At 69.7% G+C, this 24640-nt stretch carries 21 protein-coding genes and 1 pseudogene; 16 read left to right on the top strand and 6 right to left on the bottom strand.

From position 1 onward, the window contains the following. Window positions 1-155: 155 nt before the first annotated feature. A complete protein-coding gene (locus ACFY12_RS15230; RefSeq protein ID WP_390716231.1) occupies window positions 156-644 on the bottom strand; it encodes a flavin reductase family protein in 489 nt (162 codons plus the stop codon). Between the two features lie 185 nt (window positions 645-829). On the opposite strand from ACFY12_RS15230, the gene fabG reads away from it, so the two are divergent. From fabG to ACFY12_RS15190, 8 genes are all read left to right on the top strand, one after another. Then, window positions 830-1615: a 3-oxoacyl-ACP reductase FabG gene (gene fabG, locus ACFY12_RS15225; RefSeq protein WP_390716230.1), complete on the top strand. Its 786-nt coding sequence runs from the start codon at window positions 830-832 to the stop codon at window positions 1613-1615. Window positions 1616-1632: 17 nt separating this feature from the next. Beyond that, window positions 1633-2640, top strand: coding sequence for a 3-hydroxyacyl-CoA dehydrogenase NAD-binding domain-containing protein (locus tag ACFY12_RS15220; RefSeq protein WP_390716229.1), 1008 nt, complete (start codon window positions 1633-1635; stop codon window positions 2638-2640). Window positions 2641-2805: 165 nt separating this feature from the next. Continuing rightward, window positions 2806-3714: an NADP-dependent oxidoreductase gene (locus ACFY12_RS15215; protein WP_390716228.1), complete on the top strand. Its 909-nt coding sequence runs from the start codon at window positions 2806-2808 to the stop codon at window positions 3712-3714. 16 nt (window positions 3715-3730) lie between these two features. Continuing rightward, window positions 3731-4390 carry a DsbA family oxidoreductase gene (locus ACFY12_RS15210; protein WP_390716227.1) on the top strand — a complete coding sequence of 220 codons (660 nt, stop codon included), beginning with the start codon at window positions 3731-3733 and terminating at the stop codon, window positions 4388-4390. Between the two features lie 164 nt (window positions 4391-4554). After that, window positions 4555-5196, top strand: coding sequence for a hypothetical protein (locus ACFY12_RS15205; RefSeq protein WP_390716226.1), 642 nt, complete (start codon window positions 4555-4557; stop codon window positions 5194-5196). A gap of 123 nt (window positions 5197-5319) precedes the next feature. Continuing rightward, the gene (locus tag ACFY12_RS15200; protein WP_390716225.1) at window positions 5320-7062 is read left to right on the top strand and encodes a 3-hydroxyacyl-CoA dehydrogenase NAD-binding domain-containing protein; all 1743 of its coding nucleotides are present in this window, start codon (window positions 5320-5322) and stop codon (window positions 7060-7062) included. Window positions 7063-7107: 45 nt separating this feature from the next. Beyond that, a complete protein-coding gene (locus ACFY12_RS15195; protein WP_390716224.1) occupies window positions 7108-8100 on the top strand; it encodes a zinc-binding alcohol dehydrogenase family protein in 993 nt (330 codons plus the stop codon). 57 nt (window positions 8101-8157) lie between these two features. Then, the gene (locus tag ACFY12_RS15190; RefSeq protein WP_390716223.1) at window positions 8158-8766 is read left to right on the top strand and encodes an NADPH-dependent FMN reductase; all 609 of its coding nucleotides are present in this window, start codon (window positions 8158-8160) and stop codon (window positions 8764-8766) included. 195 nt (window positions 8767-8961) lie between these two features. Here ACFY12_RS15190 and ACFY12_RS15185 read toward each other — a convergent pair whose 3' ends face one another. Next, window positions 8962-9864: an alpha/beta hydrolase gene (locus tag ACFY12_RS15185; RefSeq protein ID WP_390716222.1), complete on the bottom strand. Its 903-nt coding sequence runs from the start codon at window positions 9862-9864 to the stop codon at window positions 8962-8964. A gap of 810 nt (window positions 9865-10674) precedes the next feature. Here ACFY12_RS15185 and ACFY12_RS15180 point away from each other — a divergent pair. Further along, complete coding sequence (locus tag ACFY12_RS15180) at window positions 10675-11064, top strand: hypothetical protein (protein WP_390716221.1); 390 nt, start codon at window positions 10675-10677, stop codon at window positions 11062-11064. A 231-nt stretch (window positions 11065-11295) separates the two neighbouring features. Further along, a pseudogene (locus tag ACFY12_RS15175) lies at window positions 11296-11883 on the top strand (transaldolase family protein); the annotation flags it as partial. A gap of 218 nt (window positions 11884-12101) precedes the next feature. Here ACFY12_RS15175 and pabB read toward each other — a convergent pair. Both pabB and ACFY12_RS15165 read right to left on the bottom strand, forming a co-directional pair. Beyond that, on the bottom strand, window positions 12102-14306 hold the full coding sequence (gene pabB, locus ACFY12_RS15170; protein WP_390716220.1) for an aminodeoxychorismate synthase component I: 2205 nt from the start codon (window positions 14304-14306) through the stop codon (window positions 12102-12104). Window positions 14307-14308: 2 nt separating this feature from the next. After that, window positions 14309-15052 (bottom strand): methyltransferase domain-containing protein, encoded by a 744-nt coding sequence (locus ACFY12_RS15165; protein WP_390716219.1) that lies wholly within the window; start codon window positions 15050-15052, stop codon window positions 14309-14311. 293 nt (window positions 15053-15345) lie between these two features. Here ACFY12_RS15165 and ACFY12_RS15160 point away from each other — a divergent pair, with 293 nt between their 5' ends. Beyond that, entirely contained in the window at window positions 15346-17421 is a 2076-nt protein-coding gene (locus ACFY12_RS15160) for a helix-turn-helix domain-containing protein (RefSeq protein WP_390716218.1), read from the top strand. Between the two features lie 130 nt (window positions 17422-17551). Here the strand turns inward: ACFY12_RS15160 and ACFY12_RS15155 are convergent, their stop codons facing one another. Then, a complete protein-coding gene (locus ACFY12_RS15155; protein WP_390716288.1) occupies window positions 17552-18772 on the bottom strand; it encodes an IS701 family transposase in 1221 nt (406 codons plus the stop codon). Window positions 18773-19452: 680 nt separating this feature from the next. Beyond that, window positions 19453-19929, bottom strand: coding sequence for a hypothetical protein (locus ACFY12_RS15150; RefSeq protein WP_390716217.1), 477 nt, complete (start codon window positions 19927-19929; stop codon window positions 19453-19455). A 577-nt stretch (window positions 19930-20506) separates the two neighbouring features. On the opposite strand from ACFY12_RS15150, the gene ACFY12_RS15145 reads away from it, so the two are divergent. The 5 genes from ACFY12_RS15145 to ACFY12_RS15125 all read left to right on the top strand — a co-directional run bounded on the left by ACFY12_RS15145 (window position 20507) and on the right by ACFY12_RS15125 (window position 24541). Then, complete coding sequence (locus ACFY12_RS15145; protein ID WP_390716216.1) at window positions 20507-20671, top strand: hypothetical protein; 165 nt, start codon at window positions 20507-20509, stop codon at window positions 20669-20671. 71 nt (window positions 20672-20742) lie between these two features. Beyond that, on the top strand, window positions 20743-21036 hold the full coding sequence (locus ACFY12_RS15140) for a Dabb family protein (RefSeq protein ID WP_390716215.1): 294 nt from the start codon (window positions 20743-20745) through the stop codon (window positions 21034-21036). 447 nt (window positions 21037-21483) lie between these two features. Continuing rightward, window positions 21484-22293 (top strand): RNA polymerase sigma factor SigF, encoded by an 810-nt coding sequence (locus ACFY12_RS15135; protein WP_066929614.1) that lies wholly within the window; start codon window positions 21484-21486, stop codon window positions 22291-22293. Window positions 22294-22491: 198 nt separating this feature from the next. Further along, window positions 22492-23340, top strand: a complete 849-nt coding sequence (locus tag ACFY12_RS15130; protein WP_066929435.1) for an RNA polymerase sigma factor SigF — start codon at window positions 22492-22494, stop codon at window positions 23338-23340. Between the two features lie 325 nt (window positions 23341-23665). Continuing rightward, a complete protein-coding gene (locus ACFY12_RS15125; RefSeq protein WP_390716214.1) occupies window positions 23666-24541 on the top strand; it encodes a hypothetical protein in 876 nt (291 codons plus the stop codon). Window positions 24542-24640: the final 99 nt, after the last annotated feature.

The following is a 24640-nucleotide window of genomic DNA, read 5'->3' as shown; positions in this document are numbered from 1 at the left end:
GCTACACCCTGCGACGTCCGCCGTTGCCTGCGGGACGGCGCCATTGGCAGGAAGAACGGTGCAGCTCAGGGCTCGAACAGCGCTCGAAGACGAGTGAAAGGGCCGAGTGGCGCCGCTGTACGCCTGAGCCGCGAGGAAGGGGCGGCGGTCCGGCGTCAGGCGTCCGCGAGGCGGCGGAAGCCCTTCCGGTAGTAGAGGAGGGGCTCACCCTGCCTGGCCTCGGCGCGCTCCACCTCGCCGAACAGCACCAGATGGTCGCCGGCCGGTACACGCCGCTCGGTGCGGCACTCCAGCCGGGCCAGCGCACCCGGGAGCAGGGGGACCCCGCGCCGTGACCGGAGTGTGCCCGGCCGGGGGAACTTCTCCGCGCCTTTGAGTGCGAAGAGCGCGGCCAGCTCCTGCTGCTCGCGACCGAGCACATGCACGGCGAATCCATCCGCCCCGCCGAACGCGTCGAGGCAGTTCGCCCGTAGGTCCAGGCAGACGAGGACCAGCGGCGGTTGGAGGGAGACGGCCGTGAAGGAGCTGGCAGTGAAGCCGTGATCACGGCCCTCGGCATCCACGGTGGTCACGACCGTGACACCGCTCGCCCACCGGGCCAGTGTTGTCCGGAAGAGATCGGCGGTGATCGTCTCTGCGAGCATGCTCGCACTCTGCGCACCCCCGCTTGAGCCGGCGTCGAGGTACGGCGGAACTCCAGGGGACGAGACGCCTGAACGGGGTGCTCGACCCTTCCTCCACCGCCGGTCGAGGAAGCGGCGGCACCCTTCGCACGACCACGCCATTGTGCGCACAGCGCGTCATCACGTCACGGAGTCATGGAGGAACGATGGGCACGCAGCACCCCAAGGTCGCACTGGTAACCGGCGCAACCAGCGGTATCGGCCTGGCGATTGCCACGCATCTCGCCCGCAACGGCGCCCGGGTCTACCTGTGCGGCCGGGACGCCGATCGGCTCGCTCAGACGGTCAAGTCCCTCAAGGACCAAGGCCTCGAGGCCGACGGAACCACCTGTGACGTCACCGACCGCGAGGACGTCAAACGCTTCGTGGCCTCCGCCATCGACCGCTTCGGCACCGTCGACATCCTCGTCAACAACGCCGGCCGCAACGGCGGTGGTGCCGTCGCCGAGATGACCGACGAGCTCTGGTACGACGTCATCGACACCAACCTCAACAGCGTCTTCCTCATGACGCGCGAGGTGCTCAGCACCGGCGGCCTGCTCACCAACGGCTGGGGTCGCGTCATCAACATCGCCTCCACGGCAGGCAAGCAGGGCGCGGTTACCGCCGCCCCGTACTCCGCCTCCAAGCATGGTGTGGTCGGCTTCACCAAGGCCCTCGGCCTGGACCTCGCGAAGACCGGCATCACCGTCAACGCCGTCTGCCCGGGCTTCGTCGAGACACCCATGGCCGAGCGGGTGCGCGGCCACTACGCGGAGATGTACGGCATCTCCCTGGAGGAGGCGGCTGAGAAGGTCACCACGCGGGTGCCGATCGGTCGGTACGTGGATGTCGAGGAGGTCGCGGCCATGGTCGACTACCTGGTCAGCGACGGCGCCCAGTCCGTTACTGCGCAGGCGTTCAACGTCTGCGGCGGCCTCGGCAACTACTGAACGACAGGAGTACGCGGATGGCAACGGTGGCAGCGGCCGCGCGGGCGGCACAGAGCGCGGCAGCGGAGGCGCACAACAAGCCCAGGGGGCCGGGCGTCCGAACGGCCGCCGTGATCGGCGCGGGCACCATCGGGCTCGGCTGGACCGCGCTCTTCGCCTCCGCCGGCCTCACGGTCCGGGTCAACAGCCGCCGCGCGGACGCAGAGGCCCACGTCAGGAGGGCGTTCGAGCTGTACGCCGGGTCCCTGCCCGGCGGCCCCGCCGACCCGGAAGCGCTCTTCGCCCGGCTGGAGTTCGAACCCGACGTCGCCCGCGCCGTCGAGGGCGCGGACGTCGTTCAGGAGAACGCCCCCGAGAACCTCGCCCTGAAGCAGGAGCTCTTCGCCACCATTGGTGCCGCCGCACCCAGCCACGCCCTCCTGCTGTCGTCGACGTCCACCCTCCTCCCCGACGACCTCGGCGCGCGCATGACCGATCCCGGCCGACTGCTCGTCGCCCATCCGTTCAATCCGCCGCATATCGTGCCGCTGGTCGAGATCGTCACGGGCAGGCGAACCGGCCCGCGGGTGGTCGAGGAGGCCATGGCCTTCTACCGCGGCCTCGGCAAGACCCCGGTGGTGCTGCGCCGGGCGGTGCCCGGCTTCGTCGCCAACCGGCTCCAGTCCGCACTGCTCCGCGAGAGCATCCACCTCGTGCGCGAAGGCGTCGTCTCCGTCGCCGAGCTCGACGAGATCGTCATCTCCTCCATCGGCGGCCGCTGGGCGGCGGTCGGTCCCTTCCGGGCCTTCCACCTCGGCGGTGGCCCGGGCGGCCTACGCCACTGGTTCGAGCATCTCGGGGCTGGTCTGGAGAAGAGCTGGGAGGGGCTCGGTAATCCGCCGGTCGACGAGGAGACCGTCGCCACGATCCTCTCCCAGGCCGAGGAGGCGTTCGGCAACCGCGCGTATGAGGAGTTGGCGGCCGAGCGTGACGCGAAGCAGACCAGGGTCATCGGAGCGGTGAGCGGCCCGAAGGCAGAGGCTTGAGTTCCGCTCGGTCGAGGACTGATCGAAACCCCCTTGAGGCCCACTCGAAGCGCACTCGAAATCCACTCGAAACAGCGGGAATTTCCCGGAACCGCCGTTGACCTCAACCACAGTTGAGGTTGAACAGTAGTCGGCAGCAGCCCATCACAACGCAAGGGACGGACAATGAAGGCAGCAGTCATCCAGGAGTTCGGCGGCCCCGAAACCCTCAAGGTCGAGGAAATCGGGACCCCGGTTCCCGGTGCCGGTGAGATCCGTGTCAGGGTCAAGGCCGCCGGTGTCCAGGCGTACGACACCGCCGTCCGCAGCGGCTGGACCCCGCCGGGGATGACGATCTCCTTCCCGCAGGTCCTGGGCAACGACTTCGCAGGCATCGTCGACGCGGTCGGCGAAGGCGTCACCGAGTTCGCCGTGGGCGACGAGGTCCTGGGCTGGGCGCTCCTCTCCTGCTACGCCGAGTTCCTGGTTGTCTCCACCGAGCAGGTCGTGCCCAAGCCGGCCGCCATGCCGTGGGAGGTCGCCGGCGCGTTCTCCGCCTCGGCGCAGACCGCCCACACCGCGCTCAAGGCGCTGGAGGTCGGAGAGGGGGACACTCTGCTGGTGCACGCGGCGGCGGGCGGCGTCGGCACGATCGCCGTCCAGCTGGCTGCGATCTGGGGCGCTACGGCCATCGGCACCGCCAGTGAGCGGAACCACGAGTACCTGAAGTCCCTCGGCGCCACCCCCGTCACCTACGGGGAGGGCCTGGCCGACCGGGTCCGTGCACTCGCCCCCGGTGGCGTCACCGCGGCTCTGGACGGCATCGGCGGTCACGCCCTCGATGTGTCCGTCGAGTTGGTGAAGGACAAGAACCGCATCGCCACCCTCGTCGACTTCGGCCGCGTCGAGGAGCTCGGGGTCCGCGCCGTCTTCAGCCAGCGCGCCAAGGAACGCCTCGCCGAGCTCACCGCCCTGTATGCGGAGGGCAGGCTGCGCGTCGAGGTCTCCAAGACCTACCCGCTGGAGCGGGCCGCCGATGCGCACCGCGAGATGGAGACCGGCCATGCACGCGGAAAGATCGCCGTCACCGTCTGACCGAGGAGACTCCCCCATGAAGATCGAGATCTACTCCGATGTGCTGTGCCCCTGGTGCTACATAGGCCAGCGCCGGCTCGCCGCAGCCCTGGACGGCTTCGAGCACCGCGACGAGCTGGAGATCGTCTGGCGCAGCTTTGAGCTGGCTCCGGGCCAGGGCAGTGAGCCGGGCCCCACGGCCGCCGAGGCCATGGCCGAGTGGACGGACCCGGCCGCGTTGCCGGGCCGGATAGAGATGATCACGTCCCTGGGGCGGGAGGAGGGGCTGGAGATCAACCTGCACAAGTCCCGCCCGGTCGGGACGTTCGACGCGCACCGGCTGACCCACTTCGCGGCCGAGCGCGGCCGGCTGGAGGAGGTCATGGAGCGGCTCTTCCACGCGTACCACACGGAGGCCCGCAATATCGCCGACCGCACGGTGCTGGTCCGGCTGGCCGGCGCGGCCGGGCTGGACGAAGACGAGGTCCGCACGGTCCTGGAGGGCGACCGGTACGGGGACGCCGTGCGCGCCGACGAGAGCCGCGCACGCGAGTTCAACGTGACGAGCGTCCCCTCGCTCGTGATCGACGGACGCCCGCCGGTCTCCGGTGTACAGGACCCCGAGAAGCTCCTGACCTTCATCCGGCGTTCCTGGGACCGCGCGCAGAACCGGCAGACCACGGCGACCACCGGGTAGGACGCGGGCGCGGACGAGTGCGCGGGTACACGCCGGTTCCCCCCAGGCCGAAACCCCGCCGTCGCGGCTGGAATTCGACCCGCTCTCCATCGGGCCTCCAGCCGCGACGGCGACTCTTTTCCCGGCGCTGGAAGCCCTCCGCGCAGACTGAGAAAGGAAACACAGTGCAGCACAGGTGGAAGCTGACGGGTGGACTTGCTGCCTCGCTCGGGCTGGCTCTGACGGGGGTCATGTGCTCGGCCGGGCCGGCGAGCGCCGACACCGCGACGAAGACGCTCGACTACATCTGCCGGACCCGCGTGGACGGCAACTGGATTCCGGTCCCGTACTCGCGTGACTTCACCACCACGGCCCCGGCCAAGGTCACCCCGGGCCAGACCTTCAAGGTCACCTTCGACTCGGCCCCGATCAATGCCGTGGCGGACTTCAACAAGCTCCTCAACAACGTGAGCTTTGCGTACCGCACCCCGGCCAACGCCGAGGTCGTGGGTTACCGGCTTGTCGGTGGCAGCAACCTGGGCTCCGCCCGCCAGTGGGTCGAGCGCGACGGCGACACCTTCAAGGTCAAGTCCGACGGCGAGTGGGCGGGCGGTGTCGAGTTCGACTTCCCGAACCTGGAGGTCACCCTGAAGGCCCCGAGCACGAACGGTGCCACTCTCACCACCGGCGCCGGCGGCACCAGCTTCGAGGACACGTCCTTCGGCTGGACCCGGCTGCAGACCCAGCTGAACACCTGGGACCCGTTCCAGTGCTACGCCGACCCGGCCAAGCCGGTGGCGTTCTCGACCACCCAGGTCGGTTCCTGACCGATCAAGTGACCGTCCTCGGGCACGGCCGCCGGAGCACCTTCCCGCGGCCGTGCCCGAGCACCGACCACGTCCACGGGGGGCATTCGCCACGACGGGCCCCGCCGCACCAGAACGGGCACGATGAGCAGCGCAGCACAGCATCCGGAGAGAGCCCCGTGGGTTCCCTCCGCCTCCGGCCGGCCCACCGCGGCCGTCATCGGCACCGGCACGATCGGCCTGGGCTGGATCGCCCTTTTCCTGGACCAGGGCCTCAGGGTCCGGGTCGGCAGCCGGCGTCCTGACGCCGAGCTCGCGGTCCGCGAGGGCCTGAAGCTCTTCGCTCCCACTCTGCCGGGCGGGCCCGCTGACGTGGACGCACTCATGGAGCACGTGACGTTCGAGCCCGACACGGCCCGCGCCGTCGAGTGCGCGGATGTGGTCCAGGAGAACATCCCGGACGACCTCGCCCTCAAACAGGAGCTCTTCCATGCGGCCGAGCGCGCCGCTCCCCCACAGGCCCTACTGCTGTCTTCCACCTCCAAGCTGCTGCCCGACGCCATGGGGGCGCTGATGGCCGAGCCCGGCCGCGTCGTCGTCGGGCACCCCTTCAACCCGCCGCACCTCGTCCCTCTGGTCGAGGTCGTCGGCGGTCAGCACACGCCTCGTGCCCTGGTCGAGGCGGCCGCCGGCTTCTACCGGTCCGTGGGCAAGGTGCCCGTCGTCGTTCGCAAGCCCGTACCGCGCTTCGTCGCCAATCGGCTGCAGTCGGCGCTGCTGAGGGAGAGCATCCACCTGGTGCAGGAGGGGGTCGTGACGATGGCCGAGCTCGACACCGTCGTCACGCACTCGATCGGCCTGCGCTGGGCCGCAGTCGGACCGTTCGAGGCATTCCACCTCGGGGGTGGCGACGGCGGACTACGCCGCTGGCTCGGCGGTGTCGCGCCCGCCCTGGAGCGCAGTTGGCAGGCCCCCGCCACCCCGCGCCTGACCGAGGACGCCGTCGAGGCGCTCGGTGCCGAGGCCGACCACACCTTCGGCACCGACTACGCCGCCCTGTCGCGGGCCCGTGACGACAAGCAGAACGCCGTGCTCGACGCGCTGGCACACACCGCAGCCCTGGGGACCGGGAACAGCCGGGCCCCCGAGACAACAGACAGGAGAGACGAGATCATGCAGAGCCCCGCCGCCCAGGAGGTTCGCCCGGCCGGCGAGTCCACCGTCGACTTCTGGTTCGACCCGCTGTGCCCCTTCGCCTGGATCACCTCCCGGTGGATACGCGAAGTCTCCGAGCGCGCGCCGGTGACCGTCCGCTGGCACGTGATGAGCCTTGCCCTGCTCAACCACGGCACGGACATGCCCGAGGCACGGCGCACGATGTTCGACCTCTACTGGGGCCCCAGCCGGGTGCTGGCCGCCGCCCGCGCGGCCCATGGCGACGCCGTCACCGGCCCGCTCTACACGGCGATGGGCGAGCGCTTCCACGCACCGGGTGGCATCTTCGAGCCCGTCCACGCCGCCCCTGCCGAGGGGTTCCGCGCTGCCATGACCGAGGGGCTCAGCAAGATGCGCCCCGGCATCGAGGCAGCCCTCGCCGGGACCGGGCTCCCGGCGGAACTGATCGATGCGATGGACGACGCCGGCTGGGACGACGAACTGCGCGCCTCCCACGCCCGTGTGCCCTCCGGCAGCCTCGACCGGGAGCTGATCGGCGTACCGACCCTCTCGATCGACGGCGGCCCTGGCCAGTTCGGCCCCGTTCTGAGCGCGATACCGCGCGGCGAACGGGCGGTGCGGCTCTGGGAGGCCTTCCGGACGCTGGCCGGGGACCCGGCGTTCTTCGAACTGAAGCAGAGCACGAGCCGGGCCGAGCCCCTCACCCGCTGAACTCCCCGAGCAGTCCGAGCTTTGAGAGCACTGGAGGAATATCAGATGCGTGTGATCCGTATCCGCGAGTTCGGGGGTCCGGAGGTCATGCGGGTCGAGGAAGCCCCCGTACCGCGGCCAGGCCCGGGACAGGTACTGATCGCTGCCGAGGCGATCAGCGTGGGATTCGCGCAGACGCAGATGCGGCGCAACATCTTCCCAGCGCCCATGTGGCAGCCCGAGTTCCCCGTCGTGCTCGGCGGTGACGTCATCGGCCGCATCGCGGGCGTGGGCCCCGGAGTAACCGGCTTCCGCGAGGGCGACCGGGTCGGCGCGTACACCCTCCACGGGGCGTACGCGGACTACGTGGTCGTGGACGTGGCGACGGTGCTCTCCATACCGGAGGGCCTGGACGCCGCCCAGGCCACCGCCCTCCCCTCGTCCGGTCCCATCGCCACCGGCACTCTCGGCACGGCCGGCCTGCGCCCCGGCGAGAGCGTCCTGGTGCACGCCGCGTCCGGGGGCATCGGCCACCTGAGCGTCCAGTGGGCCAAGGCGCACGGTGCCGGCCCGGTTATCGCCACCGCGAGCTCGCCTGAGAAGCTCCACTTCGCCCGCGCCCTCGGTGCCGACGTCGTCGTCGACTACAGCCGCGACACCTGGGTGGACGAGGTCCGCGAGGCCACCGGCGGCACCGGTGTCGACATCATCCTCGACAGCGTCGGCGGTGACGTGCTTCGGCAGGGCGTAGACCTGCTGGCGTCCTTCGGCCGGCTCGTCTTCTACGGCTCGGCCGAGGGTGGCTTGCAGATCCCCCGGATCTCCCCCATGGAACTCATCAGAATGAAGTTCATCACCGGCTTCGCTCTGTCCACTTGGCGCACCGCCCGCCCGAAGGAGTACCTCGCTCACCACGAGGAACTTGCCGCAGGGCTCTTGGACGGCACCATCCGGCACGCCATTCACGCCACTTACCCACTTGAGGAGGTGAGCCGTGCCCACGCGGAGATCGAATCGCGGACTCACATCGGCCGCATCGTGCTCCTTCCGGGTGGCTAAGCCTGAGTCCCCTCAGCCCTGTCCCCGACCACATACGCACAGCGATTGGAACCCGTCTTGTCACCGAACACGAGCTCCCAGAACTCCGTCCGCCTGGCTGTCATAGTCGGCAGCACCCGCAAGGACCGCATCGCGCCGGTCGTCTCCGACTGGTTCACCGCACGAGCCCGTGAGCGCGCCGATTTCGACGTCGACGTGATCGACCTTGCCGACGCCGACCTGCCTCACATCCTGGAGAGCCCGGACGAGAACGGTGTCCACCCGTCGCAGGCGGTCCGCGACTTCGCGCAACGCGTCGACCGGGCCGACGTGTTCGCAGTGATCACGCCCGAGTACAACCGCGGCTACCCGGCCTCCCTCAAGCAGGCCATCGACTCCGTGTACACGGAGTTCCACGCCAAGCCGGTCGGCTTCATCAGCTACTCCGGAGGCGCTACCGGTGGCGTCCGCGCCGTCGAGCAGCTCCGCACGGTCTTCGCTGAACTGCACACCGTTACTCTGCGAGACGGCGTCATCCTCCCGTCCGTCTACGAGGCGTTCGACGAAGAGGGACAGCCGCGTGACGCGGAGGCCGTCAACGGCGCCGCGAAGCAGCTGCTCGACCAGATGCTGTGGTGGGCCGACGCGATGCGTGCCGCCCGGGCGAAGTCGCCGTACACCGCCTGACGTTCCGCAGCACTCCTCCGAGCCGGCGAGTGCCGGTGAGGTAGCCGGGCTCGGGCGGCGAGGCGCCGCCCGAGCCCGGCCGAGCGGGTGATGAGGGCCCGTTCCGGCCGGACATGAGTGACCGGCCGGAACGGGCGACGGGCTCAGCAGGGGCGTAGGGGGCAAGGGCCACGGCAAGGGCGTGGAGCCCGCAGGTCACGCAGCCCCAGGCGACAAGCTCTTCTGCCTCCACTCGTGCGCGAGAAGGCACTCCTCCAGGAATCCCAGAGCGCGGAGGTGGTAGGAGCGTGCCGCCCACCCCAGGCTGACGTTGTGCCCGGCGTGCGGAAGGCGGTCCACCACGGTCATCGGCGCGGCCAGCAGCCGTCTCATCGCCGAGACAGTCGCGTCGTCGTGGCGCCACCACCGCTCGTACTCGGCGAAGGTGAAGCGCATCGGCACGCGTGCGCGCGCGGCGACACCGGGGAAGACCGCAGGCCAACGTGGCGCTTCGTGTACCTCCCGTTCGGGCATGGGGGTCACCAGTGGCGCAGCGAGCCGGAAGGTTCCGGGCGGGTACAGCCGCAACGGCCCCCAGTGCAGGTGCCGGCTGCGGCGTGCGTCGAAGCCGGCGAACTCCTCGACGTCCACGGCGTAACGGTGTCCCAGTCCGGAAACGTCCAGGCCGATCAGACCGCTGCCGTACTCGTCCGCGGCCATGGTCAGCGCGAGCTTGCCGCCGTAGGAGTGGGCGAGCAGGAAGAAGCCCGCACCGATGGGGTGCTGCGCGGCGAAGCACGTCAGTGCGGTGTGCAGGCGCTGGGACTGGTCGGTGAGCACCATGCCCTTGGGCAGGCGGTGCTCCGACGCTCCGTAGCCGGGGCGGTCGAGGGCGAGCACGGTATATCCGAGCTGGGCCCCGAGGGTGAGCAGTGACAGGCTCGGGTGGGCCTGTCCGTGGAAGTAGCCCGCGCGCATGCCGCCTCCGTGGAGGGCCACGACCACGGCCCGGGGCAGCGCGTGGCGGGGTTCGGCGAGCAAGCCGGACAAGGGGAGGCCGTCGGCGTCGAGCACCACGTCCCGGACGCGGGGGGTGCCGTCATGGGGTGGTTGCGTCATGGCAGGAACAACTCCGGAGAAATGGCGGGGAGTCGTCGGCCCCCTCTTTCTGCTGCACCGTGCTGCTGGGGCGCATTGCGCTTGAGCAGCACCGTGGGGTGGTGCTGCATCGAGACGTCCCTTCGGTCGTGCCGATACAAACCGTGATCGACTTCAATCGCGACCAGAAGCTATGAACCGATGCTCAGGCATGTCAAACGCCAGCGGCCAACTATGTCAATCGCCAACGGAACCGCACACGGAATCCTCTCCGGGACATGGGGAGGACCTCCTCTCGAAGTCCTCGCCGCATCCCACAGTTCAGCACGGAAGAATGCAGCCCTGGTCCCTCGCCGGCCTATCGGTCTCAGCTCCTGTCCCTGACGGAATTCTGCTGCTTCTCCGTCAAGTCCTCCCGGAATCAGCACCATCAGCATTCAGACGTGGTTAAAATCTGGGACCTGTGTCACATATTCATTGACAAGCAATTTGCTCCGCTTGCTATTTTTCAGCTATTGCGGCGCGATCAGCTGCTTGCGGTGCGGGAAAAGCGACACCATTCGCCGCACCGTCTGTTCTCGGAGTCACCGGGTGACACTCGCGTGGCAGGGGAGGGACACATTGTTCAACTCGGCTACATGCGTGGGAAAGCCGTCCCTGGCGGTGCTGGAGGTCGCCATCGGGGCGGGGTTCACCGAAGCCCTGCAAGACGGACTACGCCGCTCGGCAGGGGGCGTTGACCGCACCCACCGTGGAGAACGCGGAGTCCGCTCCGCCGTCCGCCCTGCAGCGGCTCCCGACCATCCCGCGGACCCGTTGCGGGCCGGCGATGTGGCAGCCATCCTCGGCCGTTTCGAAGGGGCGTCGCGGCAGCATACGGATGCCGGTGACGGCCCCGCCGAACGTTCCGCGATGACCTGCTTCGCCCAGCGTGTTCTGGCGCGTGTCGACCGAAGCCGGTCTGCCGATCCGGCGGCGACGGCGAGCGGGCCTCCGCCGCCGGGCGTCACCCCACTCTCCGCCCGCCAGGCCACCGGTGCCTCGGTGTTGCTGCTGGAGTGCGCGTTCCTGCACATCCTGGAGAACGGCACCACTGACCAGAGAAGTGCAGGAAGCCCGGCGTCGCACGGTGCGGCGGTGATACATGCCTTGGGACAGGCCATCCTCCAGGAGGTGTCGCACGGTGGGCTCGTCACGCCGGCCGGCAATCCGCCGAGGTGACGAAGTAGCCGGCGCCGCCTCGTCGCCGCACGGGAACATCTGGCATCGTGGGGCCATGTCTGCCACCGCCCCGGGGGACGCCTCGGCAGCACTGTGACGGCCGGCAGGTGCAGTGACGGTCGGAGGTACCGGTATGAGCCATGCGGGAGGCGGTAGTTGGGGACGATCCCGCCCCCTGGCGAGGGTATCGACAGTGCCGGTGGCGTACTGCGGCAGCTGACCGCGGAGGGTATGTCCCTCTGGGTGGACGGCCTCACTCCGCGGCTCCTGGTCGACGGTGGGCTGGCGCGTTTGGTCTCCGAGCGGATGGTCAGGGGGGCGCTGGTGCCTCCTGACGGGCTGACTGCCGGCGAACTGCGCCGGGCCTGTGACACGTTGCACGAGGTGTTCGTCTCCGGGCATGGCAGGGACGGTCGGGTGGCGACCGACCTGGGCCGCTGCCTGGCGGATGACCGCCCGGCGCTGGTTGCAGCGGCCAGGGCGCTGGTCGGGGCGGTGGACCGGCCGAATGTGCTGGTGGGTATCGCGGCCACGGACGCGGGCCTGGCCGCCGTTGCGGACTGCCTCGCCCGGGGGATCGACGTCAGCGTGGGTCCGGTCCACTCCCCCCAGTGGTACGTGGAGGTGCTGCACACGTGCTTCGACGGTTATGAGCGGGCCGCGGCGCGGGGGCACGATCTGACCGCCCTGGCTCCGGTGATCTCCGTGGACCTCACCCGCCTCGGTGACCGTATCGACAACCGGCTGGCGGCGTCGGCCGACCCGGCGGCCGGCGCGCTGCGCGGCGCAGCGGCCCTGGCAGTGGCCCGGCTCGTGCACCGGGCCCATGACGAACTGCTCGGCACCGCCCGCTGGCGCGCCCTGGTGGACCGGGGCGCCCGCCCGCCCCGCCCGTTGTGGCTGGTCGACGCGGCTCGGGCGACGCGGTACGTGGCCTGGGAGACGGTCGCCGCCCTGTCCCCCGGCGCACTGGTGGAGCTGGACCGGTACGGCAGGTCGTACGGCGACACCCTCACCTGCCGGCACCGGGAGGCCGATCAGGTCATGGCCGAGCTGGCGCGGCTGGGCATCGGTGCGGACGAGAGCGTGGGCGCCGGGGCGTCCCGCCCGGGGAAGTCACCCCGCACGAGGGCCAGCAGGGGAGCCGCTTTCACTGCCGTCTCTTCGTACTCCTCCGCCGGGTCGGAGAGCGCGACGACGGCCCCGCCGATGCCGTAGCGCACCCGGCCCGGTGTCACTATGGCCGTGCGGATGACGATGCTCAGATCGACCGCGCCGGACAGGGAGAAGTAGCCGATGGCGCCGGAGTAGACGCCGCGGGGCCCTGCTTCGAGGCGGTCGATGATCTCCATCGTGCGGATCTTGGGGGCGCCGGTCATCGAGCCTCCGGGGAAGGCGGCGCGTACGCACTCCACGGCGCTCCGGCCGGCCGCCAGTCGCGCCCGGACCGTGCTGACGAGTTGGTGAACGGTCGCGTAGCTCTCGACGTCGAAGAGCTTGGTCACCTCCACCGAGCCGACCTCGGCGCATTGGCCCAGGTCGTTGCGTACGAGGTCGACGATCATCAGGTTCTCGGCGCGGTCTTTCTCGCTGGTGCGCAGTTCCGCCACGAGCGCGGCGTCGTGCCGCGGCCCGGTGCCACGCGGACGCGTGCCCTTGATCGGTTTGGACTCGACCGTACCGTCCCGCGAAATGCGGAGAAAGCGCTCGGGCGAGGCGCTCAGGACCGACAGGTCTCCGAAGTGGAGCAGCGCCCCGAACGGTGCGGGGCTGTTGCGGCGCAGGAACCGGTAGCCCTGCCAGGGATCGAGCTCTCCCTCTGCCTCGGCCATGTTTGTCAGACAGACCTCGTACGTCTCGCCCGCCGCGATCTCCTCCTGGCACCTGTCAATCAGGTCCAGATATGCCTCGCGGTCGTGGCGCAGCCGGAGGGGAGAGAGCGGGGCGGGTGGGGCCGGACAGGATGACTCGAGGCCGGCGATCGCGTTCAGGGTCGCGCCGGCGGCGTCGAGCCAGGACCGTGCGGCGGTGTCCGTCGCTTCGGCGCCCTCACGCTCACCGCTCCCCTCGCCGTCGTACTCGGCCTCCGCCAGCGTGAGCAGGTAGGTCGTCTCCGTCAGGTGGTCGAGGACCAGGGCCCGGTCGGTGAAGATCATTGCCGCGTCGGGTTCCTCGAAGCGGTACGCGCGGGCCCCGCCGCACTCGGCCTTCAGCTCGTAACCGAGGTAGCCGACCCAGCCCAGCGCGAACTCGAAGGGCAGGTCGGGGATGTCGGTACGAGTGCGGCGCAGATCCGCATCCAGCCAGTCCAGGAACTCACCGGATATGACCTGCGTTCCGGCCGCGGACCGTACGGTCACCGTGCGCCGATGTACATCGGCCGTGGCCACCCGGGCGAGCGGCCCCGCCGCGTCCCCCATGACGGAGAAGCGCCCCAGGGACGGGTCGCGGCGGCTGCTGTCGAGCCAGAAAGCGTGCTCACCGCCGCGGAACAGCGCGTCGAAGGCAGTCTCCTCGTCCCAGCGGGTGGGGAGTTCCTCGACCAGCACCCGCAGCCGCCGAGCCGGTACGGGCGGTACGGACGGTACGGACGGGGACGGCTCGGCGGGCACCGCTACCGCGCCGTCGCCCCCGAGCACCGGTAGCGGCCGATCCTGCGCCGCCCTCCGCATCAGACTCAGGTCCCGGAAGTTCGCCAGCAGTTCCTGCCCGTACTGGGTGGACACCGACTCGGGGTGGAACTGCACGCCCCACACAGGGCGCTCACGGTGCCGCAGCCCCATCAGGATCCCGTCGTGTGTCCAGGCCGTGGCCTCCAGCTCTGCCGGCAGTGCGGTGACCGCGAGCGAGTGGTAGCGCACCGCTTCGAACGGCATGGGCAGGCCCGCGAACAGTCCGGTCCCGTCGTGCAGCACCGGTGAGGTACGGCCATGCCGGGGCTCCGGGGCACGCCCCACGGTGGCACCGTGCTGGAGCGCGATGCCCTGGTAGCCGAGGCAGACCCCGAGCAGCGGCAGGTCACACCGGTCCACCAGTTCCCGGCAGATGCCGAAGTCGGCCGCGCGGGCGGGGGTACCCGGACCGGGAGAGAGCACAACGTTGTCGAATTCCGCGAGCCGGCCGAGCCGCCAGGTCGGGTCGTCGTTGCGGACCACCACCGGCTCCCGCCCATTCACCCGGGCAAGGAAGTGGAAGAGGTTGTAGGTGAAGGAGTCGTAGTTGTCGACGATCAGCGTGCGCACGGCTACTCCACAGCTCCCCGTGCCACGCCGCCGGACGTCCGGCCGTCGGACACCTCCCACAACATGTGCTCGACCAGGTCCCCGGCGTCGGGCACGGTTACGCTCCGCAGCAGCCGCAGCTCCCGTCCGGTCTCCCGTGCGAGGGACCGCAGCGCGGTGGAGTCACCACGGCTGGAGAAGTGCAGCAGAGCCCGGCCACCCTCGGCGAGCCGGTCCGGCGCCTGTGCCAGGTAGCGGCGGTGGGCCGCGTAGCCGGGGTCGACGTAGGCCCGTTCGTGGACCGAGCGGTAGCGGTAGTCCTGCGGGGCGAGCACGAAGTTGGAGTGCCAGTAGACCGTGTCGAAGCGCTCGTCCGCCGGAAGGCCGGCGAAGAGGTCGCTGTGGACGGCGCGGACGCGGTCGGTGACGCCGTGCCGGGCTGCGTTGAGCGCGGCATTCCGCACCGCGTACGGGTTGACGTCCGAGGCGACGACCCGTTCGCAGCCGGCCAGTGCGGCAGTGACCGCGATGATGCCCGTGCCGCACCCGATCTCCAGCATCGAGCCTGTCCATGGCCGCGACCGGGCCTCGGACAGCCCCAGCAGGTCCATGGCGACGCCGGTCGACGCGGTGTGCGGCGGGGCGAAGACCTGGTCCAGCAGGTCCCATTCGCGGCCGTTCATGGTGAAGACGCTCGGGCGGTCCTCCCGGGTGAGGGAATCCCAGCTGCGCTGGAGCGAACTTCGGTAACTGCGGACTGCCGACATCAGGTCCCCTGAGTCCCGGAGACATCAGGTCGTGTGCCCCGGGTCATCACATCGCTGGCCGGGCACCACCTCGGCGCCCGCTGTTGATCGTGACGGAAGGTAATGAGTTAGTAAAGGTGACCCCGTCACACATTCCCTCACTCGGTCCGGTGGTCCGGTCACCATCACCGCGCCGCTACCCCCGGTACACCACGCTCCCGTCGCCGCATGATGATGCGAAGGACTCGCCAATTTGTCCACTTCTAGTAGCCTGAGCCAACGATTCGAAGCCAATACGGGGGGTGAGCCTTTGCATGGGGAGTTTTCGTGACGACGGCCACGAGCGAAACCGTCCGGATGCCCTGGCAGTGCTCGAACTCCTGGCCCGGCGTGAGCCGCCACGGCGCTTTGAGGAACTGCTCCAGCGCACCCATCGGCACGCCACTTCCGTACACGAGAAGGACAAGCTCGACCGAGCCGTCCGCCTCGGCCTGAACATCCATGAGCTTTTCGGTCGGGCGCAGCAGCGGGAGGCCGGCCTCACCGCACTGGTGGACACCGCCCGCGAATTGACCCACTCACGCGACCCGGACGACCTGCTCAAGGAGGTGGCCCGGCGAGCCCAGCGACTGCTGCACGTCGACATGGCGTACATCGGCCTCCATGAGACCGACGACGGCACGATGACCATCCGCGCCTCGGAAGGCGACACCACCGCGCTCAACGTCGGACTCACGGTGCGCCGCAGCACCGGCCTGGGCACGGCGGTCCTGGCCGAACGCGCCCCGTTCTGGACCCCCGACTACCTCGCCGACGAGCGCATCGAGCACTCCGAGGAGATCGACGACGTGGTCGAGGCGGAGGGCATCCGCGCCATCGTGGCGGTCCCGCTGCACTGCTGCGGGACCGCCATCGGCACGCTCTACGGCGCCGACCGCGAGGTGCGGCGCTTCCGTCCGGACGAGATCAGTCTGATGTGCTCGCTGGCCGACCTCGCGACCGTCGCCTTCGAGCAGACCACGGAGCTGACCAAGGCCCGGGCCGAGGTCCGGGACCTGGAGCGGGATATCTCCCGGGCCCGGACCACCCTCGCCACCGAGCAACAGTTCGAATCCGTCCACAGCCGGCTGATCGGCCTCGTCCTGCGGGGCCATGCGCTGCAGACCATCGTCGAGGAGGCGGCCGGGGCGATGCGCGGCACCGTGGCGGTCCGCGACTCCGGCGGTCAGCTGCTGGCTGCCACTGGTGAACTGCCTTGTTTCGATCAGGCGGAGCTGGCCAAGTGCCGGTTGGACGCGCACGCCGGTGGTGAGCCGGTGCCGCTCGGCGAGGGGGTCTGGATCGCGCCGGTCGCCGCCGGCGGGGAGAGTCTCGGCACCATGATGCTGGTCTCCGAGGGGCCGTCGGCCGATCCGTTCGGCTCGTCTGATGCCCGGCTGCTCTCCCGGGCGGCTCAGGCGGTGGCACTTACCTTGCTGTTGGAGCGGAGTACGGCGGTTGCTGCTGGTCACATGCGGGACGAGTTCCTCGACGAACTGCTGGCCGGGCCACAGCGGCCGTGGCGGCAGGTCGAGGAGCGGGCCCGTCGGCTGAGCATCGACGTCGACGACCCGCATGTCGTCGTGGTGGCCCGTCCGGAAGGCGGATCCCAAGGCAGGGCGGTCGTCTGGGCCTCCTCGTACGCGCACCGCATGGAGGGTCTCAAGAGCGTCCACGACGGGTGCATCACTCTGCTGCTGCCGGGGGATGACGCGAACGCCGCCGCGCGTGCCGTCTGCGATGAACTCACGCCACTGCTCGGTCACCCTGTCACGGTCGGCGCGGCCGGCCCGACCTCCGGCCTCGACACCGTCCGTCAGATTCACCGCGAAGCCCAGCACTGCCTGCAGGCTCTCACCGACCTCGGTAGCACCGGCTGCACTGCGACGCCGCAGCAGATGGGCTTCCTCGGCGTTCTGCTCTCCGACACTTTCGACATCGCCGACTACGTCCGCTCCGTCGTCGGTGCCGTGCTCGACTACGACGCCCAGCGCTTCACCGATCTCACCCACACGCTGGATGCCTACTTCGCCGCCGGCAGCAGCCCTCGCTATGCGGCCAAGTCCTTGCACGTTCACCCCAATACTGTCTCTCGTCGGCTGGAGCGGATCACCGAACTGCTGGGGCCCGACTGGCAGCGGCCTGACCGTGCGCTGGAGATTCAGTTGGCTCTTCGCCTCCATCGCACGCGCCGGCTGCTCCGCGAGCGTCGCCGGACGATCCGTCGGACCGACGGGCCGGACAGTCTCCCCGGCGATACGTCCGGCACCGTGCCCGACCCCGCAACTCCTTCCTTTGGAGGATCGGATCAGCCGGCGATCAAGTGCGAGTCGAAGGTCACGCGTGGGTGAGCGGCCGCCGCGCCGGCACCAGCTGCATTCCCGTACGCGTCGGCGTCACCCGGCCATGGCCTCAGCGGGCAGTGGACCACAGTCGGCCTCCCGGCCTCATGGCCGCCCGTAGAAGCCCGCTTGGCGGGCGTCAGTGACCCTGGCAGGATCCCGCCAAAGCTCCGTTATTCGGCCTCCGCCGGTCGCGGCCACACGGCTTCCCCCGGGGCGGAACCCCGCCGCATACCTTCTCGGTGCCCTTCTCCAGCGTCGCCACCGTATGCGCCACCGAGGCGAGCGTCATATGCCGGTGCCAGCCGGGAAACGACCGCCCCTCGAAGTCCCGCAGCCCCACCCGGTCGCCCACCTGCTCCGCATCGTGTCCGACCCGCGCAGCCAGCTTCGTCAGCCGCAACAGGGACCCCGTCGAACTCGTCGAGACGCCACCCGTGGCCTCGTCCTCCGGCAGATCGGCCAGCCAGATCCGTGACGGCCCGCGGCGCAGATCGTGCCATTCGCCCAGCAGCAGCCCGCGCCGGCCGCGCCAGGGCAGCTGAGTGCCCGACCCGGACTCTGCGAGGCGTACCGGAACCGCCGCGGCGAGCGAGACCCGCCGCGCCCCTCCTGTGCTCGGATGCGTCCACTCCACCGGACGCGCCAGTCCCTTCACCGAGTCCAGGATGCGGCGCGCGGTGAGGCTCCCCCGCCCGGAACCGGGCAGCGCCGGATCGGCGAGTACCAACCGAGTCCGCTCCCCGACCCGCATCAGCACCGGCACCCCGGCCGGCGCGAACGACCGCACGACCACCGCTGGTTCACTCACTTCGGTGTCCAGCACCACTGGTCGTACCGGCACCCCCCACTCCTGCGCAGGTTCCAGCCCCGCCGCGATCGCACACTGCAGCGGTGTGGCTTCTCCCGTCCCCTCGGGAATCTCCGCCCGCGCCCGCTGCTTGGCGTCGTCGAGCCAGCTGCCCGGCAGGAACATTCGCCAGCCGACCGGAGCGGTGACGGTCTCGGAGGCGAACCATGCCCCGAACGTCAGCTGGCTGTTCATCACCTTCCCCAGATCGGGCACGAACTGCCGTGCCACTCCCACCGATTGCGTCCCCGCCTTGGTGATGGCCAGCGACTGCACCACCCAGGCATGCTGCGGAACCGCCTGTTCCATGAACCGTGCGAGTGCCTTCCGCATTGGTTGCCAGTCCCATGTGGAGCTCCCGATGAAGTGGTGCAGACTCTGTTCCGCCGCAGCATCCCCATGGAGCGTGGCGATGTTCCGTATCGACTTCCGCCCCTCCGTCGCCAGCAGCCCCCGCACATACGTTTCCGCCTTCTTCCGCTGATCACTGCGCCGCAACACGGAGAACAACGCGGCCCGCAACTCCGCTCCCGCACTTCCCTCGACCGGGCTCGGCCCTCGCCGCCCCTTCGGAAGTTTCCACGCACTCACCGCAGCTGCTTGATCCACAACACTCCCCCGTGGTCCAGACGCCCGACAACCGACCCCTCCACCGTCTCCGCACCGCACCCCCGGAGACGAGGTGCGGCGAGCACACAACGGCGGGACGGGAAGTGAGCGGGAGCACCAGGGAGGGGCGGAGACGATGACGCGGCGGATCAGACTCTGTTGATCACGAGCCGGTCTGGCGGTCGCCGGGTCAACGGCCGGGCGTCCAAGCCGGGCGAGCTGTTTCGCTCAGGCGTTAAGCAGGGGCCTTCTGGTCTCCCGGTGATGTCTACTGGCCAGGACCGACACTGCGGCCGGCCGGGAGCGACCCGAAGCTGCATCAGGTGGCTCGCCGAGCCGTCCCAGGACCACTCCTGCGCGACCCAGCGGGACGGCGCGTAGTTAAGGGCCGCCGCGCAGTTCAGGGCCGGTGAACGGTCCGGCGTCAGTGGGCAGTTCAGGGCCGCTGGTCAGCCCAGGGCCGGTAGTCAGTCCGCGGCCAGTAGTCAGTCCGGGGGCCGGTGGGTGTCGCAGTTCTCCGCGGAGCTGCGACACCCCCACCGGATGGCCGGGCACTGGCCAGAGGCTTGACCAGATGTCGGTCAGCTGTTGCGCCGGCCCCGCAGTGCGCGGCGGATGAAGTGGACGATCAGCCAGATCACCAGGATCACGACGACCAGGAAGACGACCAACAGCACGATCAGGAAGATGCCGAGCTTCTTGAAGAAGCCGCCCTTCTTTTTCTTCTTCGACGAGTCGTCCTTCGACTTCCACTTGGCCTGCTTGACCTTGTGCGCCCCATGGGCCGCGATGGTCACGTCGCCCGCGTTGGCCGCATTGGCGGCGTTGGCCGTGTTCGCCTTCGCGGACGTGACGGCGGTCTTGAGATGCGACGTGGCATGGTGCGAGCCGTGGTTGCCGTACACGGCGGCGGCCTGTGCAGGGGCGACGGCCGCGGCCAGCAGACCGGCCAGCAGCGCCAGGACAACGGCCGGCCGACGCGGCTTCCGGGGCCGCCGGGCGGGCGTGACACCGGACGGATCGGACTCGGGCCGTGTGGAGTTCGCGTTCATGGGCATGTCTTGGGTCCCCCCTCTGGTCATATGTCCAGTCCATTATGGGCCGCGGCGTTCCCCTCGGCTGAGTTCTTGACGCCCAGGACGACCGGGAACGTCGGACTTCCGCGACAACCCGGGGCGCCGAGGTGCGGGTGAACGACAAAGCCCCGCCTCCGGGCCTGGTCGGGGCGGCTCGGAGGCGGGGCTCGAAGTCGGTCGGGGGAAGCGGTCTCAGGGGGGCGTCAACCGCTCCCCCCGATGAGGACCGAACCCCAAAGTCCACGCCGCAGTCAGGGGGAAGCACGCGGCATGGACCCCGCAGAGGGGCCCTGGTCCCGGGGCCCGTGGATTCCTGCCAGATCCCCCGGGCCTCCTCCTCATGGTGCCTCCAGGGCCCGCCCCGGCAGGCCGCCGAAGGGCCTCCCTTGGCGGGTCTTTGGTCCATAAAGTCCGGATCAATGTCGGATCAACGCTCCGGCATTCTGCTCCCGTGATCGAACACGTGTGGTTACACTCGCCCGACTGCATCCAGCCGCCCGCACGCGGACGGGCGGTGCAGAGACTGCCGCAAGGTCTGCCACAGGGGAGAGACGGGACGATGGCGCAGGCGAAGAAGATCGCGTTGTACCTACTCATCGTCTTCGTGCTGTACACGATCATCACCTCCCCGCAGCGCGCCGCCCAGCTGGTCCAAGTAGGCTTCGAGGGCATCTCGTCCGCCGCTCAGGGCGTTGGCGAGTTCATGACCCAGCTGATCAGCTAGGGACGCCCGGAGCGTCGGCGGGCGCCGGCGGCCGACCGCCCCGATGATCGTCCGCCGCATGGGAGGCCCCAGTGATCCGCCACCTGGTCCTGTTCAAGCTCAACGACGGTGTCTCCCGTGACGAGGAGCGCGTCCAGGCCGCCGTCCGCGCCTTCGAAGCGCTCAAGGGCGACATCGCCGAGCTGGCGTTCTGGGAGTGCGCCTGGAACATCACCGAGCGCCCGATCGCGTACGACTTCGCGATCAACTCGGCCGTCGCCGACAAGGACGCCCTCCAGCGCTACCTGGAGCACCCGGCCCACCAAGCGGCCGCCGCCCAATGGCGCGAATTCGCCACCTGGGTGATCGCCGACTACGAGTTCTGAGCGGCAGTACGCCCGCGCCCTCAGCCTCTCGTCAGCCCCTCGCCCCACGGGCGGGGGGCTGAGCCATACCCCGGGCCGGTACGACCGTCCGGCCGCCCCGCGCGCCTCCGCCACAACACCCCTCCCGCAACCCAACTCTCTCTATCAACACGGCGTTATGGGTGCTTGCGCACAGTGCACATTAATTGTGATGCTATGACCGCTTTTGCCAGACCATTTACCGGTTCCGGCTCCTTTGCTGGTGCCGGTTCCCCCACCGGTCCCGTCGCCGGTGCCGGTCCCCTTGCCGGCACCGGCCCGGTCCCGTTGTCGGTGCCGGTTCCGGCGCCGGTCCCCTTACCGGTGCCGGTTCCGCTGTCGGCGCCGGCGCCGGTTCCGCTGTCGGATCCATGCACTGCGAGTCCATACCCCGCGAGTCCATGCACTGCGAGCACTGTGAAGGGTGGCGTGACCGTGACGGCCCGTACTGCGCCGAAGGCTCCGTCTCGCGAGAGCCGGAGCGCGGACACACGGGCGCTGACACAGGTGCTGTTCGCGGAGCTGGCGGATCTGGAGCCCGGCACCCCGGAGCACACCCGAGTCCGTGCCGCACTGATCGAAGCCAACCTGCCGCTGGTCCGCTACGCCGCGGCGCGCTTCCGCAGCCGCAACGAACCGATGGAGGACGTCATCCAGGTCGGCACCATCGGCCTGATCAACGCCATCGACCGGTTCGACCCCGACCGTGGCGTCCAGTTCCCCACCTTCGCCATGCCCACCGTTGTCGGTGAGATCAAACGCTACTTTCGAGACAATGTCCGCACGGTCCATGTGCCGCGCCGCCTCCACGAGCTGTGGGTGCAGGTCAACGGCGCGACCGAAGACCTGACGGTGCTGCACGGACGCACCCCCACCACCGCCGAGATCGCCGAACGCCTGAAGATCGGCGAGGACGAGGTGCTGGCCTGCCTGGAGGCCGGCCGCTCGTATCACGCCACATCCCTGGAGGCCGCCCAGGAGGGCGACGGCCTGCCGGGTCTGCTCGACCGCCTCGGTTACGAGGACCCCGAACTGGCCGGCGTCGAGCACCGTGACCTCGTACGGCACCTCCTCGTCCAGCTGCCCGAGCGCGAGCAACGGATCCTTCTGCTGCGTTACTACAGCAATCTGACGCAGTCACAGATCAGTGCCGAACTGGGGGTGTCGCAGATGCATGTGTCGCGGCTACTGTCGCGGAGCTTCGCCCGTCTGCGATCCGCAAACAGGATCGACGCCTAACCGGGACGGGCGACCGGCACCCGGCGCACCTGCGCAGATATGTCGACAAGGCGCTACAGCGTGTTGCCGACATGTGACATTCTGCAGGAACCGCGTTTGCCGTAGCGCTGCCTCCGGTATTCAGGTGGAGGTATACGTTCCCGGTCCGCCTCGGGCCGGGACGCCGCAGCGACCCGTCCGCGACCTCAAGGGGGTGGCATGTCCGTAGAACTGGGCAGCTCGAAGGTGCTTTCCGCGATTCCCGCGCCCGCACCGCACGTGCATGACAACATGCATGACGACGACGCCATCAACACCCGCACGCTCTCCCGCTCCCTGTTCCTGCGGCTGGCCTCGCTCGACAAGGACTGCGCGGAGCGGACATACGTCCGTGACACACTCATCGAACTCAACCTCCCCCTCGTGCGGTACGCGGCGGCCCGCTTCCGCAGCCGCAACGAACCGATGGAGGACATCGTCCAGGTCGGAACGATCGGCCTGATCAAGGCGATCGACCGTTTCGATTGCGAACGCGGGGTGGAATTCCCGACGTTCGCCATGCCGACCGTCGTCGGCGAGATCAAGCGCTTCTTCCGTGACACCTCGTGGTCGGTACGGGTCCCGCGCCGGCTCCAGGAGCTCCGGCTCGCCCTCACCAAGGCCAGCGACGAGCTCTCCCAGAAGCTGGACCGCTCCCCCACCGTCCCCGAACTCGCACTCTGCCTCGGGGTGTCGGAGGAGGACGTCGTCGACGGCCTGGCCGTCGGCAATGCGTACACAGCCTCCTCGCTCGACTCCCCCTCCCCCGAGGACGACGGCGGCGAGGGCTCCCTCGCGGACCGCCTCGGCTACGAGGACAGCGCCCTGGAGGGCGTGGAGTACCGCGAGTCCCTCAAGCCGCTGCTGGCCAAACTCCCGGCCCGTGAGCGCCAGATCATCATGCTGCGCTTCTTCGCCAACATGACCCAGTCGCAGATCGGCGAGGAGGTCGGCATCTCCCAGATGCACGTCTCCCGCCTGCTCACCCGCACCCTGGCGCAGCTGCGCGAGGGCCTGATCTCCGACTGAGGAACGGTCCGCCGAGGGGCGAGGCGACGGCCTGGGACCACGGAAGCCCGGAAACCCGGAATACCGGAACCCGGAATACCGGAACCCTGAGTACCGGAACCCTGAGTACCGGCATACCGCCGGAATCCCGTATTCACCGGATCCCACGGGTGCCACCTTCGCGCCGCTCGGCGGACAGTCGCGAAATCCCCGCGCTGCTGCGGAGTGCGCTGTCGCGGAGTGGACTTCTACGGAGCCCGCGTGCTCCCGGGCTCCCGTGCCTCCGTGCTCGCGTGCTCCCGCCCAATCCCTGTACGCCTGACGGGCCGTCAGCAACACTGTGCCGATGCGACGACGACCGACGACAACGACTCTCGGCGCCGCCTCGGCGGCCTTACTGTGTCTGGGTGTCCTGCTCACCGGCTGCGGCAGCGCGGCCGAAAAGGGCTATGTCGCGCTGGGCGCTGCGGGCCCCGGTGACGAGGACGCGCCGACGCGGCCCGTACCACCACGGGACGGTGTGCAGCTGACGCCTCTGGAGGACCAAGGCCGGAGTGACCAGGACGGCCGGGATGGCCAGGACGACGGCCGGGATGGCCAGAACGGTCAGAGCGGTCAGAGCAGTCAGGGCCAACGGAGTGCGCCTGGTGAGCATGGCGGAGGTGTAACGAGCCAAGGCCAAGGTGGCCGACCCGGTCCCTCCGCACCCCCAACCGGGGCCGACGGTGACGGCCATGCCCCACCGACGCCCTCCCCCTCACCCCCGGGCGCCTCACCCCCCGCACGCCCGTCCCCCACCCCCTCGCACCCCTCAACTCCCTCCAGCCCCTCAGATCCCTCTGCCCCCTCGGACCCCTCTGGTTCCCCCACCACCCCCGAGCCGCCCTTCCCCACCATCCCTGCCGGCCCGGACGCCCCCGACGGCCTCCTCATCAGCAAGCCCCGCCTCGCCGACACCGACGTCCGCTGGTGCGAGCGAGTCACCCTTGACCTCCTCAACACCGGCGACACGCCCGTCACGGCCGGTACGGTCACCTTCGGCACGCACATCATCGGCCCCCTCGGCATCGACTGGGCCACCACCACCTCCCGCCACAAGCTCCCGCTGCCCCTCACCCCCGGCGAGCGGAAAACCGGCACCTGGCGGGTGTGCGCAGCCGCCTGGCGAGTCCCTCTGGGCATGCACATCGACACCCAGGACGTGACCTTCACCTGGCAATAGGGCAGGCCCGACGCGGCAGGTCTTGCAGCAGGTCTTGCGGCAGGTCTTCTGGCTGGACTTCTGGCTGGACTTCCGAATGACGTTCCGCTCTTCCGGATG

This window comes from Streptomyces sp. NPDC001339, from assembly GCF_042895955.1.
In the GTDB taxonomy this organism is placed as follows: Bacteria; Actinomycetota; Actinomycetes; order Streptomycetales; family Streptomycetaceae; genus Streptomyces.
Note: the sequence above shows the minus strand (reverse complement) of the source record. Positions and strands in the feature narration are given on the sequence as shown.